The organism is Mycobacterium barrassiae (assembly GCF_025822765.1).
Classification (GTDB): Bacteria; Actinomycetota; Actinomycetes; order Mycobacteriales; family Mycobacteriaceae; genus Mycobacterium; species Mycobacterium barrassiae.
On the sequence record NZ_JACKUK010000023.1, the window covers coordinates 652,356 to 666,361 of the forward strand.

The following is a 14,006-nucleotide window of genomic DNA, read 5'->3' on the forward strand; positions in this document are numbered from 1 at the left end:
GTACTCAATGTAAAAATGCGACAGGCCTAAATCGGGGTGTGGAACGGTTTTAATGGGCCGTGCCCAATCGAATTCAGACCCTGCTCGGCGTCGACTATCCCGTGGTCCAGGCGCCGATGACCTATATCGCCCGCGCGGAGCTGGCCGCAGCGGTCTCTGAGGCCGGCGGCCTGGGAATGATTGAGACGCTGACCGATGAGGGCCGCGCGGACCTGAAGCGGGTACGCGACCTCACCGATCGCCCCGTCGCGGCGAACCTGATGATCCAGGGCTGGAAGGCCGACCCGTCGATCGTCGACACGCTGGCCGAGGCGGGAGTGCAGCACGTGTTCACCTCTGCGGGCGATCCGGCGCTGTTCACCGACCGGCTGCACGACGCGGGAATGACGGTGGTGCACGTCGTCGGGTCGTTGCGGGCGGCGCAGAAGGCCGTCGACGCCGGAGTCGACGCGCTTGTCGTCGAGGGCGTGGAGGGCGGCGGGTTCAAGTCCGCGCTGGGGGCCTCGACGATGGTGTTGCTTCCGCTAGTCGCGTCACATGTCGATCTGCCGATCATCGCGGCGGGCGGCATGTGCGACGCACAGTCCGCCGCGGCCTCGCTGGTGCTGGGCGCGGAAGGCGTTCAGATGGGCACACGCATGCTCGCGAGCCGAGAGTCGCTGGTGCACAACAACTTCAAAGAGGCGATCGTCGCGGCCAACGATGCGGGCACCGTGCTCCTCGACATTCCGGGCAATCCGACGATGCGCGTGCTTCGGACAGGACTGGCCGCACGCGTGGCCGAGCATGACCCGAACGCGAAGCTGCTCGGCAAGGTCACGGAGCTCTACTTCGCCGGCGATATGGAGGCCAGCGTCGCCAACACCGGTCAGGTGTCGTCGCGGATTGCCGAGCTTCTTCCGGTGGCCGACATCGTCCGCCGGACGTGGGTCGAGATCGAAACGGTGCTGGACGCGGCGCGCGCCCGCGTCGGCTAGGCGACTTGCTCGAGCACGGCTTTCGAACGCTCCGTGTTTGCGCGCACCGCATGGGCGGCACGTGGCTTGTCGATGCGCTTGCCACGCGTATGCAGGGAGATCAACGAGCCGGACCGAACGACGCCCATCGGGCCAGGACCTGCGAAGCGCGCGATACCCGAGACCCGCAGCGCCAAGCTCGCCTTGGCCTGGCGGTAGCCGACGCGGATACCGGCGGCGCACACGATCAGCAGACCGCCGATGCCAGGCACCGCGATGGCGGCCAACGCGGTCAGCGAGGCCGGAGCCAGGACTGACTTGACCACGTGATCGAGGAATGACGTCGTTCCCGCGCTGACGGTTGCGGGGGCCGGCTCCAGACCGGACAGCGCCACCTTGTGGGTCATGCTGATGTTGGTGACGCCTCCGAGGTCCGATGCCTGGACAACGTTGCCGAACAGTGGCGCATCGGCGTCGACGTGCGGCAGCTGCATGGGCTCGGTCCCGATCAGCGGGGCGTCCACGGCTACGGGCGGTGCACCGTTGACGGAGCCCGCGGCACCGAACACCGGCGGGCGGGGACCGTCGACAGCACTGACGCCGAGTAGGTCGAGCAAGTTGCCCGGCACCTTCGCGACCTCGGCGACGGCGTTCACCACCGCAGTGATCATGATCTGGATCGCCGTGATGACATCGGTGATCGGCGTTTGCGAACCCGGCAGTCCGGCGAGCGTCGTAGCCGACGTTCCGAGTGCCCGCACAATCGTGTTCACAGCGTTCGAGAAGGGAGTGACCACCGCTCCTTCGAACGTCTTCGGCTTCGGGGCCGTGCTAGACCCGGTGAGCGTCGATCCCCCGCCCGGCGTGGACGAACTGCCCGACGTCCCATTTCCTTGACCCGCCGCCGGGACGTTCGTCGCCTCCGGAGCTGTGCTCTCTTTCGCGGTCGGAGCATTCGTCTGCGTGACCTCGGGGACCGAAATCACCTGCGACACAGCGGTACCCGCTGCGGAAGTGGCCGACGCAATCGCGGTCGAGACGACGTCCTTCAGGTCTTCGAAGGCAGCCTTGAGATCCTTGGACGTATTCGTCTGGGCTGACACCACCGTGGTCGGACCGTTGTTGCTGGTGACCTTCGTGACCACTCCAGGCGTGGCCGTGCCTGCGGTGTTGGTAGTCGTCTTCTCGTCTTCGTCGACCCGCTGGTTACCGATGACGCTGGTGGGACCGGTGGACGAGGGCTTGGTCGAGTCGTCGCCGGGCGACGAGGAATCGTTGGTTTCGGAAGGGGTGTTGTCGGTGCCGGTGGTCTCGTCAGCAAGCGCTATCGCCCCGCTGCTACTGCAGACGAGGAGCCCTATCGAGAGCGCGCAGGCACCCGCCGCGGCGCGCAAATGCGTCGTGTCGATGATCCTCTCCGTCCAGCAACGATCCTGCCGGTAGATACGTAAATATTGTCGCATAGACATGGCGGTACTCACTAGGAACTGAGTTGAAGAAACCGTGGCAAATCTGGCCGATTGCTAGGTCATTTCGGCGACGTGTCTCCGCTCGGCACGAACATCATGATCATCCCCGGCATTGCGAACCGGCTACACAACAAGATCACTGCCACTGCCTGCAGTTTTCAAGGTGATGCTGGTACGAACTCGCCGTTGCGACCCGACGCCGAACGGGACGCAAGTCCCAAAAGCCTTCTCGGTAGCAGCACCGCCGCGTCATCGAGCAACGACACAACGATCTTGATTTCGATGCGAGAAAGTCGCCTCAGGGTGGCCGAGAGGGCCGTCATACACGTGCCGTAGTTATGCCCGCAGGGGTCCGCTCGGCAACGACACGCCGAATACACCCGCGGGTGCCCCCGGGGCCGGTTTTCAAGTTCACCGACCGCCAGTGACGACGCCGCCAGCAACCAATCCGGGCGATTTGTGTGCGTTTCGGAGCGCTCACCGCTCCTCGATGCACACAAATCTTGTCAAGTCAGGGGGCCGGCGTGACGATGATGCGGTGTCGGCGACCGCACGTGTGCTTGTGCTGGGGTCGGGGTTTGCCGGACTCTGGGCGGCGCTTGGGGCGGCCAGGCGACTCGATGAGCTCGGTGCGGCGCCTGGCGCGGTCGACATCACGGTGGTCAGTCCGCAACCGTTCCACGACATTCGGGTCCGCAACTACGAAGCGGACCTCAGCCCATGCCGGATTCCGTTGGCGGACTTGCTCGATCCCGTCGGCGTCGAACGCATCAGTGCCGCGGTGACCCGGATCGACCCGGCGCAGGCCACCGTCAGCACCGCCGACGGCGCCGCCCTGAACTACGACCGCCTGGTTGTGGCGGTGGGCAGCACGGTGGCCAAACCCGACCTTCCCGGCCTCGCGGAGTTCGGCTTCGACGTCGACACCTACGACCACGCGAAGGCGCTCCAAGCGCACATCCGCGGCCTGGCCGAACGCGACGGGGCTCCCGTGAGTGCCACCGCTGTGGTGGTGGGTGCGGGGCTCACCGGCATCGAGACGGCCAGTGAGCTGCCGGGAATGCTCGCCGACGCCCTCGGCTCAGACAGCACCCCGCGGGTGATCCTCGTCGATCACAATCCGCATGTCGGGTCGGACATGGGCGAGTCGGCCCGTCCGGTCATCGAACAGGCGTTGGCCGACAATCACGTCGACACCCGCACCGGCGTCGGCGTCACCGCCATCGACGAACGAAGCGTCACCCTGTCCTCCGGCGAGGTCATCGAGGCGGCGACGGTGGTGTGGTGCGCGGGCATGCGGGCGAATCCGCTGACCAAGCAGTTGGGGGTACCGCTGGACCGGTGGGGCCGACTGGCGGTCGATGATCATTTGCGTGTCGAGGGGGTCTCGGGAGTGTTCGCCGCAGGCGATGTGGCCGCGGCGCGCATGGACGACGAGCACATGTCGGTGATGTCGTGTCAGCACGGCCGGCCGATGGGCCGCTATGCCGGCTACAACGTCATCAGCGACCTGCTGGGCGAGCCCATGCTCTCGCTGCGAATCCCTTGGTATGTCACGGTTCTCGATCTGGGCCCGGCCGGCGCGGTGTACACGGAGGGCTGGGATCGCCGCGTCGTCGCCACCGGCGCACAGGCGAAGGCGACCAAGCGGACGATCAACGGTGAGCGCATCTATCCCCCACTAACCGGCGACCGCACCGCACTGCTCGCCGCGGCCGCCCCGGAGTTGCAGTCCGCCCCCGCCTATGAAGACTGAGACCTACCGGCCGTTGCGCTCGCGGTGCTTACATCCCGGCCAGCAGCACGGTCTGCGCATGCCCTCTTCGAGCTCCTCCTGGGTACGGCGAATGCGGCGCTCCCGGGTCGCCGCCTGCTTGGCATCCTCGACCCAGCAGATGAACTCGTTACGCGCCAGCGGCGTGATGTCCTTCCATGCGGCCAACGCGGTGTCGTTGGAGATCAACGCCTTACGCAGGTCTGTGGGAAGCTTGTGCACCACCCCGCCCGGTACCTGCTCACTGCTCATGTCGCCACGATATCGAATTCGAGGCTGAGACCGTGATCGCGACAGTACAGTTCGCGAACAGGTCTTCTCTGCTAGTGCCGCGTGACGCACCGACTCAGCCCTGAACGACCGAAGCCCTGAACGAAAGGTAACAACCATGAAGAGATCCGCTGTTGCCCTTGGGCTTTCCCTGGCATTGCTGACCGGCTGTTCGTACGCGAGTGTCGGGGCCGGCGAGCAGGCTGTCGTTGTCGACGGCTATTGGATGATCCCCACCGATCCGACGGTGAAGGGCTGCATCGCTCCGGAAAACTCTCAGAACGAGATCACCAATCACGTGTACCGGTATCCGGCTCGCCAGATCTCATGGGACGCGACGGGCGATCCCGGTTCCGAGCGGGGCCCGTACGTCGTGGTGTCCAACGCCAAGGCGCCCGCGGACATGAACGTCCCCGTGGTCGTGACGTTCGATCTGACGACGGACTGCGAGAAGCTCAAGCAGTTCCACCGCGACTTCGGCACCAAATACAACGGGTGGTTGAACGACGACGGAACGGTCAGCGACGGGTGGGTCGAACTGCTCAACTACGTGATCGGACAACCGTTGCAGGACACGCTCAATGGAGTGGCGCAGAAGTACACGTGGCAGCAGATCTGGAACGACGAAGAGGCACGTATCGAATTTCGCAATGCGCTTCTCCAATCGCTGCCGAACGCCAGCAAGGCGCGCACGAACGGCGTCGACTTCTTCACCAACTTTCAGGTGACGGTGCTCAAGCCGACGCCGGTCAATCCCGAGTTGAAGGCCGCGATCGAGCGGGAGCAGGCCGCGATTCAGAACGCCCAAGCCACCCAGGCGCAGGGTGTCGCAGAGGCCAACGCGAAGAAGGCGAAGGCGGAAGCGGATCTCGCCGCCGCGGTCGCCGAGACGAGGGTGGCCGAGCAGGAGGCGCTGAAACGCGCCGCCGAGGTCAAGGGTTACCCGTCGGTGGAGGATTACCTGCGCGCCGAGGCGATCAAGCAGGGGCTCAACCCGTACCAGCCGACCTACGTTGTCCCGCAGGGTGGCTGACGCCTGGCGAGTCGCGGACCGATCACCGGCCCCAGTGCATATCCTCGGCGCATGCTCGAGTCCAGGACGGACGTCTCCGCAGACATAGTCGTCATCCACACTGACGGCGGCTGCAGACCCAACCCCGGCCCCGGCGGCTGGGGCGCGGTGCTGCGCCACCGCGAGCACGTCCGCGAGATGTGCGGCGGTGAGTTCGGAGTCACGAGCAACAACCGGATGGAACTGATGGCGCCGATCATGGCGCTTGAGGCGCTGACCCGGCCGGTGGTGGCGCACCTCTACACCGACAGCACCTATGTCCGGAACGGCATCACCAAGTGGGTGCTGGGCTGGGAGCGCAACGGGTGGATGACCGCCGCCAAGCAGCCGGTGAAGAACGTCGACCTGTGGCAACGGTTGCGCGCGGCGTGCGGCCGCCACCAGGTCGAGTGGTTCTGGGTGAAGGGGCACGCGGGCATCGCCGACAACGAATTGGCCGATGTGCTCGCGACCCGAGGCATGCAGGAAGCCATCGCCCGCGGCCAACTCAGCCATTCGGGGGGCGCAGCGCTCACCCCCTGACCCGGGATTGGCGCCCGCTGCTGAGAGGCGCTAATTTCCTCGCGTGATCTCCTCAGCTGCCAGAGCAACCGCGCGGTTGTTTGTCATGACGGTTGCGGCCGTCGCCGGTATCGGCCTTCTCGCCGACCCTGTCGACCGGACCGCGGCGGTGCGCCTCGCCAGTGACGCGAACCCGTTGGTCGGAGCCCCGTTCTACGTCAATCCCAACTCGGCGGCGATGCGCGCTGCGCGCAGCGCGGACCCACCCAGCCCCCAGTTGACCGCTGTTGCCGAGACGCCGCAGGCGTACTGGCTGGTCCCCGGCTCCTCGGCATCCACGGTCGCGAAGTACACGGCCGACGCCGCCGCCGCAGGCGCCATCCCGGTCTTTTCGATCTACGGCATCCCGCACCGCGACTGCGGCAGCTTCGCGGCGGGTGGCATGGGCTCGGGTGCCGCATACCGGGAATGGATCGACGGCATCGCCGCCCAGATCGGCGGTTCGCGAGCGGCGATCGTCCTCGAGCCCGACGCGCTGGCCATGGCCGACTGCCTTTCAGGCGACCAGCGCCAAGAAAGGTTCGACTTGATCCGCTACGCCGTCGACGCGCTCACGAGCAATCCGGCGGCGGCGGTGTACGTCGACGCCGGGCACCTGCGTTGGCACAGCGCCGAGGAGATGGCGTCCCGGCTGCAGCAGGCCGGCGTGGACCGCGCGCGCGGGTTCAGTCTCAACGTCGCGAACTTCTTCACCACAGAGGAGGAAATCGGCTACGGCGAAGCGATTTCCGGGCTCACCAACGGGAAGAACTACGTGATCGACACCTCGCGCAACGGCAACGGGGCAGCCCCCGACTCGCCGCTGCACTGGTGCAACCCCAGCGGCCGGGCACTCGGCGTTCCGCCCACCACGCAGACGGCGGGCCCGCACGCGGACGCCTATCTGTGGATCAAACGTCCCGGTGAGTCCGACGGAACGTGCGACAAGGGCGATCCGCCCGCGGGCACCTTCGTCAATCAGTACGTCATCGAGTTGGCGAACAACGCGGGCCGGTAAGCCAGAGGGCAGGACGCGAGTCCGCTAAGGGCAACCGAACGAATACGGCGGGTTGCCCGCACAAAAGTTCGGCAGCGCCAACGGAATACATCCCGTCAACGTCATCGTTGCCGCGGTGAGAAGCACCATCAGCGTCAGCTTTTGTTTGAGCCACTGCCGCTCTAGAGGCCTCGCGTCGTCGGCCTTGGCCAGAGCCTGATTCAAGCACTTGCGCATGATCACTCCTCGACTCCCGCAACGACGGGCTCGCCCCAACAAACGCGAAGTACGTCTGTTACCCCTCGAGCGGCCCGTCCGCTTGCGACATCGAACAGAGACTCACCCCGTCGCGAGCTGTGCTCACACAGGAACGTAAACGGCTGCGGCGGCGATGCACCCCGACGACAACACAGCGGTCGCGGCGAGGGTCGCTGTGGTCATGCCGATCCTCAACCAGGCGGATACAGGGCTGCGATTTCGCGAAGAACCGAACATTGTGTGCCTCCTTGATAAGTAACCACTTACTTACAGCTATTGGATCACAATGCAGAAACGGCGTCAACCCCCTTTGAACAGGAAATCCTTGGCCGCAAACCGACGCTAGCTCCTCGGTCGTGAGCCGACGGCGTCGAGGATTCCCGCCCCGCACGCGTCCCCGACCCAGCGAACTTTGCGACGACCGCCGCCTAGGAGCCCCTTACATTTGCTACGGATGTTTAGCCGGCGTACGAAAGGGCATCATTCACCACGAGCCACGGCCCCAGTTCGACGCGGAACAACGGCCACCTGAACAACATCTGAAGAAACGTCTAATGTGCTGGAAGGCAGGTTCGCGACACGGTCGCTGCCCATGGCACCAGCGATGAACCGAGCCTGTTATCCAAAGCCACCATGTCGGCCGAGAATCGGAGTCCGCGAGTTGAACATACGAAAATGCCTGATTCTTTCAGCCACTTATCTCGCCGCGGCACTCTTGTTCACAGCGAGCGCATCAGCCGAGCCACGGTCGGCGATCCCTGGAGCGGATGCCGCCATAGCCAGGGCCGAAAGCCTGCTCGGTACAGACGAATTCGGCATCTACGGGTGTGAAGCTCTGGTGGCGTTCGCATTCGGCGTGTCGCAGGCCCAATTCGGTTGGGACGGCGCTTCCGAGACCATGTACCAGACGCTCCTCGAACAAGGCGAGATTCACACCGACAGGAACCCGCCGCGTGGGGCGCTCGTCTTCAGCAGAGGCTTCGTCGGTCCCCATATCGATATCTCCCGCGGGGACGGAACCTACGTATCCGGCGGCGTTCAGGGGCTTTCACCGGGATACGGCGACGGGAGCAACATCCAAATCCTGCCCAGCCCGAGTGTGGGTGACGCCAACTACACCTACCGCGGTTGGAGTCGGGGCTTTCCGAAAGAGGACCGCGCCGACACCTAGCCCGAACTCAATGTTGGGCGACAAATCTCTATGGGAAGTGCGGCCCCATTCCACTCAAGATTCGCAGCCGATGCCGTCGTTGTCGCGATCCAGGTGCGGTCCGTAGTACGGCGAAGTGGACGGAATGTTGGTGTCGCCGTTGGCCCTTGCCTCCGAGCAGTTCCGGTAGGGCTGCTGCGCCTCGGCGAGTGGCGCCGGGCCGACAGCCACGATGGACGCCAGTAGCAGGCCTGCCCCGATGGTACGAGTCATCTTGCTCTCCTCGAAGTAGTCATGAGTCGTGAAGGAATCTCCGCGTACCGACGAGCTTTAGAAGATCGCAGACGACGCGGATCGCTGTGGGAACTCCCCCGCCGAGCGCATGGTGCTCACACAGGAACGTAGACGTATCCCGCGGCGATGCACCCAGACGACAGCAGAGCGGTCGCAGTCAGGGCAGCGGTGGTCATGCTGAGCCTCAACCACGTGGATACCGGGATGCGATTCCGGGACGTTCCGAACATTGTGTGCCTCCATGATAAGTAACTACTTACTTACAGATATTGGAGCACAGCGTCGAACCGACGTCAACCCCTTTTGACCAGCGAATCTGATGACTTAGAGCGTCCAGGCGCTGACCATGGCTGGCGGGCCCACCGGCAGCGACCTCTATGTACGGCCGGGTAGCCGCGAAGAGTCGCCGGACGGTCCATGTGCAGACCGCGACGACCTCAGCACGGTCGCGTGGCCCCCTACCCAGGTGTCTGCCCTACGGCCGGACTGGCTCCGCGGCAGGTACTTTCAGCCGTGCAACGACCATGTCGGCGATTGCCCGCAAGTATCGCTCGGCATCGATGGCAGACGGATGTTCACCTCCGAAGAGGTCTTTCACCAGCCAGTAGTGCGACAACGCGCTTTGCAGGACGACGGCCAAGGCCTCCCAGTCTTCGTCGGCTCGGTCCGGCCCCGCGAGTTCGGCCAACCCTCGTGACAGTACCGACAGCACCACCAAGTGCTCGTCGCGCCGCACCACGTCCAGTGCCTCCCGCGGTGTCGTGTTGTCGCGTAACAGGATTCGGGTCACATCGCGGTCGTGATCGAGCCGCTGCATACCGATCCTGCACAACAACACCACTCGATCGACGAGGTCGGTGTCGGGCGCGATGAGATCCAGCATCGCGAGCACCGAGAAATCAGGTGAGAGGAACTGTGCGAACTGGCCGCGGTCCAGAACTCGGGCTTCCACGGCCTTGATGAGAAGCTCGTCTTTGGACTTGAAGTGGCGGTAAAGCGCGCCCGAGCCCGGCGACAGGCCCGCCGCCTGCTCGATCTGGGCGACCGAGGTGCCTGCAAACCCCTGCTCACCGAACAGGCGCAGCGCCTCGTTGAGGATGCGCTCCCGCGTCGACTCAGCCATTTCGACTCCCAAAGTAATTAGCTACTTACTCAGGGTGCCCAGGATTGGTTGGGGTGTCAACTGTGACCGGCAGGTGCCGCCAACCGACGCGCCATGCTCGAGGCCACGTCCTCAACACCAGAAACATCCAGGCTCAGGTACCTCAGCCGTTACGATTTAGGTGACCTAAAACGAGGTTGCCATGACAGATCCGACTGCCAGCTATGCGGCAGGGTTCACTCAAACGCACGCGGGGACCGAAACCGGCCAATTCACAGGACGTCTCACCGGAACATTCGGCTCAGCATTTGCCGATATCAGCCCATCCGCCGACTTCACGCAGCTAGAGCCCGGCCAGCGACTCGACGACTTCGATCTGCTCATCGAACTCGGCAGGGGTGCATTCGCGCGAGTGTTTCTGGCCCGGCAACTTTCGCTGCAGCGGCTGGTGGCGGTCAAGATATCGGCGAACCGCGGCCACGAACCACAAACCCTCGCTCAGCTGGATCACGATCACATCGTTCGAGTCTTCGACCAGCATGTTCTCCGCGATCGAGACTGGCGGCTGCTGTACATGCAGTATTTGCCCGGCGGGACGCTGCTCGACGTCGGTCGGGTGATTTTCGCCGGGGAGCAGCGGCCTGACTCGGGTCAGGCCTTGCTCGACGCGGTGGACATCGCACTCGAGTCACGCGGTGAGAGCCGGCCAACCCAATCGATCACTCGCGCTGAGCTGGCCACCCTTTCCTGGCCCGAGACTGTCGCGTGGCTGGGGAAACGCCTGGCCGGAGCGTTGCACTATGCGAACTCACGGGGCGTCCTGCACCGCGACGTCAAACCCGCGAACGTACTGCTCACGCGCGACGGCACCCCCAAACTCGCGGACTTCAACGTCAGCTTCTCCCGCAACGTCGAGGGCGCAAGCCCGTTCGACTATTTCGGCGGCTCACTGTCCTACATGTCTCCCGAACAGCTCACGGCTTGCCAGCCGGGACACACGCTGGAACAAGCGGACCTCGATACCCGCAGCGATATCTACTCGCTTGCGGTCGTGTTGTGGGAACTCCTGACCGGCATGAAGCCGTTCGACGATTCCGCGGCGCAAGCCGCTCGGGCGGGCTCGGCCGGATTGGTCGGCGACGGTACCGCGCTCGAGCTGATGCTGACCACCCGCGCAGAAGGAATTTCGTCTGCTGCGCTCGCCGCGCTACCTAGCGACTGTCCTACCGCGCTGCGTCGAGTGCTGCGCAAGGCATTGAGCGCCGAGCGCGACCAACGGTGGGGCTCTGGCGCTGAATTCGCCGAGCAACTCCAGCTATGCCTAGACCCGCACGCTCGAGACTTGGTGGATCCGCCCGCGCGCAGTTGGCGACTGCGGCTGCGGCCGTTCATTCTTCCGGTTAGTGCGCTGGCCGTCCTCATCCCCGTGATGCTGGCCGGCGCGTACAACATTCAGCACAATCAGCTGCTTATCGTCAGCCATCTTTCCGAGCAGGCTCAAAGTCGGTTTTTTCTGGTCACCACGCTGATCAACCTGATTTTTTTTCCTCTCGGCGCAGCGGTGGTGGTCTATTGGTGTCGCTACGTCATCCTGGTCCCGCGGCGCCTGCGACGGGGGCCAGCACCACCCGCAGAAGCCTTGGCCCGAGCACGCCATGACTGTCTGGTCATGGGTGATCGAGTGGTGTTGGTCGTGTTTGGGTTGGTGTTCGTGAGCGCGCTGACGTTTCCGCTCCTCATGCAACTTTTCGCGGGTGGAATCTCTGCTCGGTCTGCAATCCATTTCTTCGGGTCGATCACTGTGTGTGGCGCTATCGCGATCGCGTACCCGTTCTTCTTGCTCACCTTTTACATCGTGCGCAGCGTCTACCCGGAACTGGTCGCATACGGACAGACGAGTGTGGGAGAGGCCGAACAGCTAGAAGCACTCAGCCGCCGACTGCCACGCTATTTGGCGGTCGCGGCCTCAGTGCCGTTGCTCGGCATTGTGGCGGTCAGCTTCTTGACCGCCTCTGAGATCGCCGCAGTCATCGTCCCGGTCAGAGTGCTGTGTATTGGGGGCATTGCCGGATTCGTGCTCGCATATTGGCTGTCGCGGCAGATCGAATCCGACATTCGCGCCCTCGAACGGGTGATTTGCCAACGAGCGCCATACGAGATTCCACATTCAATTCGCCGTGCGCCGCTGCGTTGACGGACAACGGACCGGTGCGAAACCGCTCCCCGAACGACAAAACCCGTTCCGACAGAAGTCGGAACGGGTTCCTGTGTTGTGGAGCTAAGGGGATTCGAACCCCTGACCCCCACACTGCCAGTGTGAAAGTTGGTGTGCTGGTCTGTATCTCGGCGTCTACTGCGGTCATCTCTGTGCAGGTCAGAGGGTTGTCTATGTACCGATACGTCTACTGCGTATTTGCCAGTGATCGAGAGTGTTAGGACACAGTTAGGACACGCCGAACGGGTGTTCGGGTCAGGCCGACTTGATCACGCCTTCGTAGTGGCGCACACGGCCACGGCCGTCACGGATCGGCACCATCGGCTTTTCCAGCCGTGCGTTGGTGCGGTCGGCGAACGCAAACGACACGTTGCACGTGGCAGCGTCAGGGGGATCGAATTGGCGCGGGAGGATCAGCCGGGTTTGGGTCACACCGCCGAACGGTCCGAGCTTTCCGGCGTTGTGCTCGGTGACCACGACGCCGTAGTACACGGCTGTGACGGCGGGGCCATTCTTCGGGCAGAACTTCACCTCGATACGGTCGCGGCCAAGCATCACTGCGCCCTCACCCGGTAGCGGTTCAACACGATCTGCTCGGCGAGGTTCCAGCCCTGCCAGCCGCCGCGAAGCGCCACGCTGCCGTAGTCGGTCGCGATCTGCTCGGGATTGGCGACCAGGCGCGCCGTAGCCGTCACGATCACGGCCGCAACGTCCTCGGCGGGCTCTGCACCGACGAACCCGCGTCCGCGCGTATAGCTGCGCGCCAGCGCGGTCACGATCCCGGCGTGCTCCGATGCCAGGACGACCAGGCTGACATCGTCGCCACAGCCCAGGAAGTCAGCCACTTGCTGGCCGGTCACTGCCGCCATGTCGGCTATCCTTTCGAGTGGATAACCCCCCAAAATCCAAGTCCGGGGCTGGGGGGTTTTCCGCTTTCCGATTGCGGGACTTCACCTTTCAATGCCTATGCCAGATAGGCGTTGTTGTTGTCTCTAGGCTTCGGTCAGCAGCGTGACGGCCTTGGCCTGCAACAGCGCTGTGTCCCAACGGCTCACGACGCGGATACCGATGCTGTCGTAGTCGCCCCAGGTCTGATCGAGGATCTTGACCTCGGCGTTGACATCGCGGGCCACAACTACCTTGGAGAAGTCGACCAGGGCCACCCGTGCCTTGCCCGACGCGGCTGGAATGTTGTCGGTGACGATGACGGGCAGGCCGAACAGCCGCAGCTCTGTACCGCCCGCGATGCCGCCATTCGGATCAAAGAGGTACTGCTTGCTGCCGGTGGCGGCTGTCTTGTTCTTCCGCAGCGTCGCCCACGACGAGCTGGTCATGACCCAATGGGATGGGGTCACCTTGTTGCCCTGCGCAGCCGCCAGGCCGTCGATCAGGCTGTCGGGGTCGGCCAGGTTCAGCACGCCAGTGGTGATCCCGGTAGCGCGAAGGATGCCCTTCACCGTGTTGGACGCGCCAGCACCGTCCCACAGCGCCGCGTCGAGCGCGTTGGCTACGTCGGTGACCAGCCGGGTACGCAGCACGCTTTCCAGCCCGACGACGCTGGTACGGATCAGCTCATTGCTGAGCTTCACCAGCACCTTGAGACCCTTGAGCGTGCTCGGCAACAGGGTCACCTCATCGAATGCCACGTCACCGTCGCTGATCTGCGCGCCCTCGGCCACGAACCCGGCCGTGACGCCGTTGACGATGCGCGGCACCCGGACCGGGCTGGAACTGTCCAGCACGACGGGGCCAGCGGCCAAGAACGTGCTGGCCTGCTCTAGCGGCTGGACGAGCAGGCTGGCGACCTGCGACTGAATAAGAGTGCTGTTGCCCGAAGTTACTTCGATGGCCATGAGTGAAAATTCCTTATGCGACATAGGGATTGTCGAATGGACTACCCGTGCCGCCA

General features: G+C 64.2%; 15 protein-coding genes. 7 read left to right on the forward strand and 8 right to left on the reverse strand.

The annotated features are described in order from the left end of the window. Positions 1-59 precede the first annotated feature (59 nt). Complete coding sequence (locus H7J93_RS13505) at positions 60-977, forward strand: NAD(P)H-dependent flavin oxidoreductase (RefSeq protein WP_267306772.1); 918 nt, start codon at positions 60-62, stop codon at positions 975-977. On the opposite strand, the gene H7J93_RS13510 is transcribed toward H7J93_RS13505, so the two are convergent. After that, positions 974-2,425 carry a hypothetical protein gene (locus H7J93_RS13510; protein ID WP_267306773.1) on the reverse strand — a complete coding sequence of 484 codons (1,452 nt, stop codon included), beginning with the start codon at positions 2,423-2,425 and terminating at the stop codon, positions 974-976. The genes H7J93_RS13505 and H7J93_RS13510 overlap by 4 nt on opposite strands. A 538-nt stretch (positions 2,426-2,963) precedes the next feature. Here H7J93_RS13510 and H7J93_RS13515 point away from each other — a divergent pair. Continuing rightward, positions 2,964-4,181 (forward strand): NAD(P)/FAD-dependent oxidoreductase, encoded by a 1,218-nt coding sequence (locus tag H7J93_RS13515; RefSeq protein ID WP_267306774.1) that lies wholly within the window; start codon positions 2,964-2,966, stop codon positions 4,179-4,181. 3 nt (positions 4,182-4,184) lie between these two features. On the opposite strand, the gene H7J93_RS13520 is transcribed toward H7J93_RS13515, so the two are convergent. Continuing rightward, positions 4,185-4,451 carry a YdeI/OmpD-associated family protein gene (locus tag H7J93_RS13520; RefSeq protein WP_267306775.1) on the reverse strand — a complete coding sequence of 89 codons (267 nt, stop codon included), beginning with the start codon at positions 4,449-4,451 and terminating at the stop codon, positions 4,185-4,187. Positions 4,452-4,587: 136 nt separating this feature from the next. Here H7J93_RS13520 and H7J93_RS13525 point away from each other — a divergent pair, with 136 nt between their 5' ends. Genes H7J93_RS13525 through H7J93_RS13535 form a run of 3 tightly spaced genes read left to right on the forward strand, consistent with a single transcriptional unit; the run spans position 4,588 to position 7,099 of the window. Next, positions 4,588-5,502: an SPFH domain-containing protein gene (locus H7J93_RS13525; protein WP_267306776.1), complete on the forward strand. Its 915-nt coding sequence runs from the start codon at positions 4,588-4,590 to the stop codon at positions 5,500-5,502. Positions 5,503-5,553: 51 nt separating this feature from the next. Next, positions 5,554-6,063 carry a ribonuclease HI gene (gene rnhA, locus H7J93_RS13530; RefSeq protein WP_267306777.1) on the forward strand — a complete coding sequence of 170 codons (510 nt, stop codon included), beginning with the start codon at positions 5,554-5,556 and terminating at the stop codon, positions 6,061-6,063. A 43-nt stretch (positions 6,064-6,106) separates the two neighbouring features. After that, the gene (locus H7J93_RS13535) at positions 6,107-7,099 is read left to right on the forward strand and encodes a glycoside hydrolase family 6 protein (RefSeq protein WP_267306778.1); all 993 of its coding nucleotides are present in this window, start codon (positions 6,107-6,109) and stop codon (positions 7,097-7,099) included. A gap of 24 nt (positions 7,100-7,123) precedes the next feature. Here the strand turns inward: H7J93_RS13535 and H7J93_RS13540 are convergent, their stop codons facing one another. After that, positions 7,124-7,315: a hypothetical protein gene (locus H7J93_RS13540; RefSeq protein WP_267306779.1), complete on the reverse strand. Its 192-nt coding sequence runs from the start codon at positions 7,313-7,315 to the stop codon at positions 7,124-7,126. Between the two features lie 859 nt (positions 7,316-8,174). On the opposite strand from H7J93_RS13540, the gene H7J93_RS13545 reads away from it, so the two are divergent. Beyond that, positions 8,175-8,507, forward strand: coding sequence for a hypothetical protein (locus H7J93_RS13545; protein ID WP_267306780.1), 333 nt, complete (start codon positions 8,175-8,177; stop codon positions 8,505-8,507). 54 nt (positions 8,508-8,561) lie between these two features. On the opposite strand, the gene H7J93_RS13550 is transcribed toward H7J93_RS13545, so the two are convergent. Further along, the gene (locus tag H7J93_RS13550) at positions 8,562-8,759 is read right to left on the reverse strand and encodes an excalibur calcium-binding domain-containing protein (RefSeq protein ID WP_267306781.1); all 198 of its coding nucleotides are present in this window, start codon (positions 8,757-8,759) and stop codon (positions 8,562-8,564) included. Positions 8,760-9,255: 496 nt separating this feature from the next. Continuing rightward, a complete protein-coding gene (locus tag H7J93_RS13555) occupies positions 9,256-9,903 on the reverse strand; it encodes a TetR/AcrR family transcriptional regulator (RefSeq protein ID WP_267306782.1) in 648 nt (215 codons plus the stop codon). A 181-nt stretch (positions 9,904-10,084) separates the two neighbouring features. On the opposite strand from H7J93_RS13555, the gene H7J93_RS13560 reads away from it, so the two are divergent. Beyond that, positions 10,085-12,076, forward strand: coding sequence for a serine/threonine-protein kinase (locus H7J93_RS13560; RefSeq protein WP_267306783.1), 1,992 nt, complete (start codon positions 10,085-10,087; stop codon positions 12,074-12,076). Between the two features lie 276 nt (positions 12,077-12,352). On the opposite strand, the gene H7J93_RS13565 is transcribed toward H7J93_RS13560, so the two are convergent. The 3 genes from H7J93_RS13565 to H7J93_RS13575 form a co-directional block, all read right to left on the reverse strand. Continuing rightward, positions 12,353-12,652 carry a hypothetical protein gene (locus H7J93_RS13565; protein ID WP_267306784.1) on the reverse strand — a complete coding sequence of 100 codons (300 nt, stop codon included), beginning with the start codon at positions 12,650-12,652 and terminating at the stop codon, positions 12,353-12,355. Beyond that, positions 12,652-12,966 (reverse strand): hypothetical protein, encoded by a 315-nt coding sequence (locus tag H7J93_RS13570; protein ID WP_267306785.1) that lies wholly within the window; start codon positions 12,964-12,966, stop codon positions 12,652-12,654. Before H7J93_RS13570 ends, H7J93_RS13565 begins: the two co-directional genes overlap by 1 nt. A 123-nt stretch (positions 12,967-13,089) precedes the next feature. Then, a complete protein-coding gene (locus tag H7J93_RS13575) occupies positions 13,090-13,950 on the reverse strand; it encodes a phage major capsid protein (protein ID WP_267306786.1) in 861 nt (286 codons plus the stop codon). Positions 13,951-14,006: the final 56 nt, after the last annotated feature.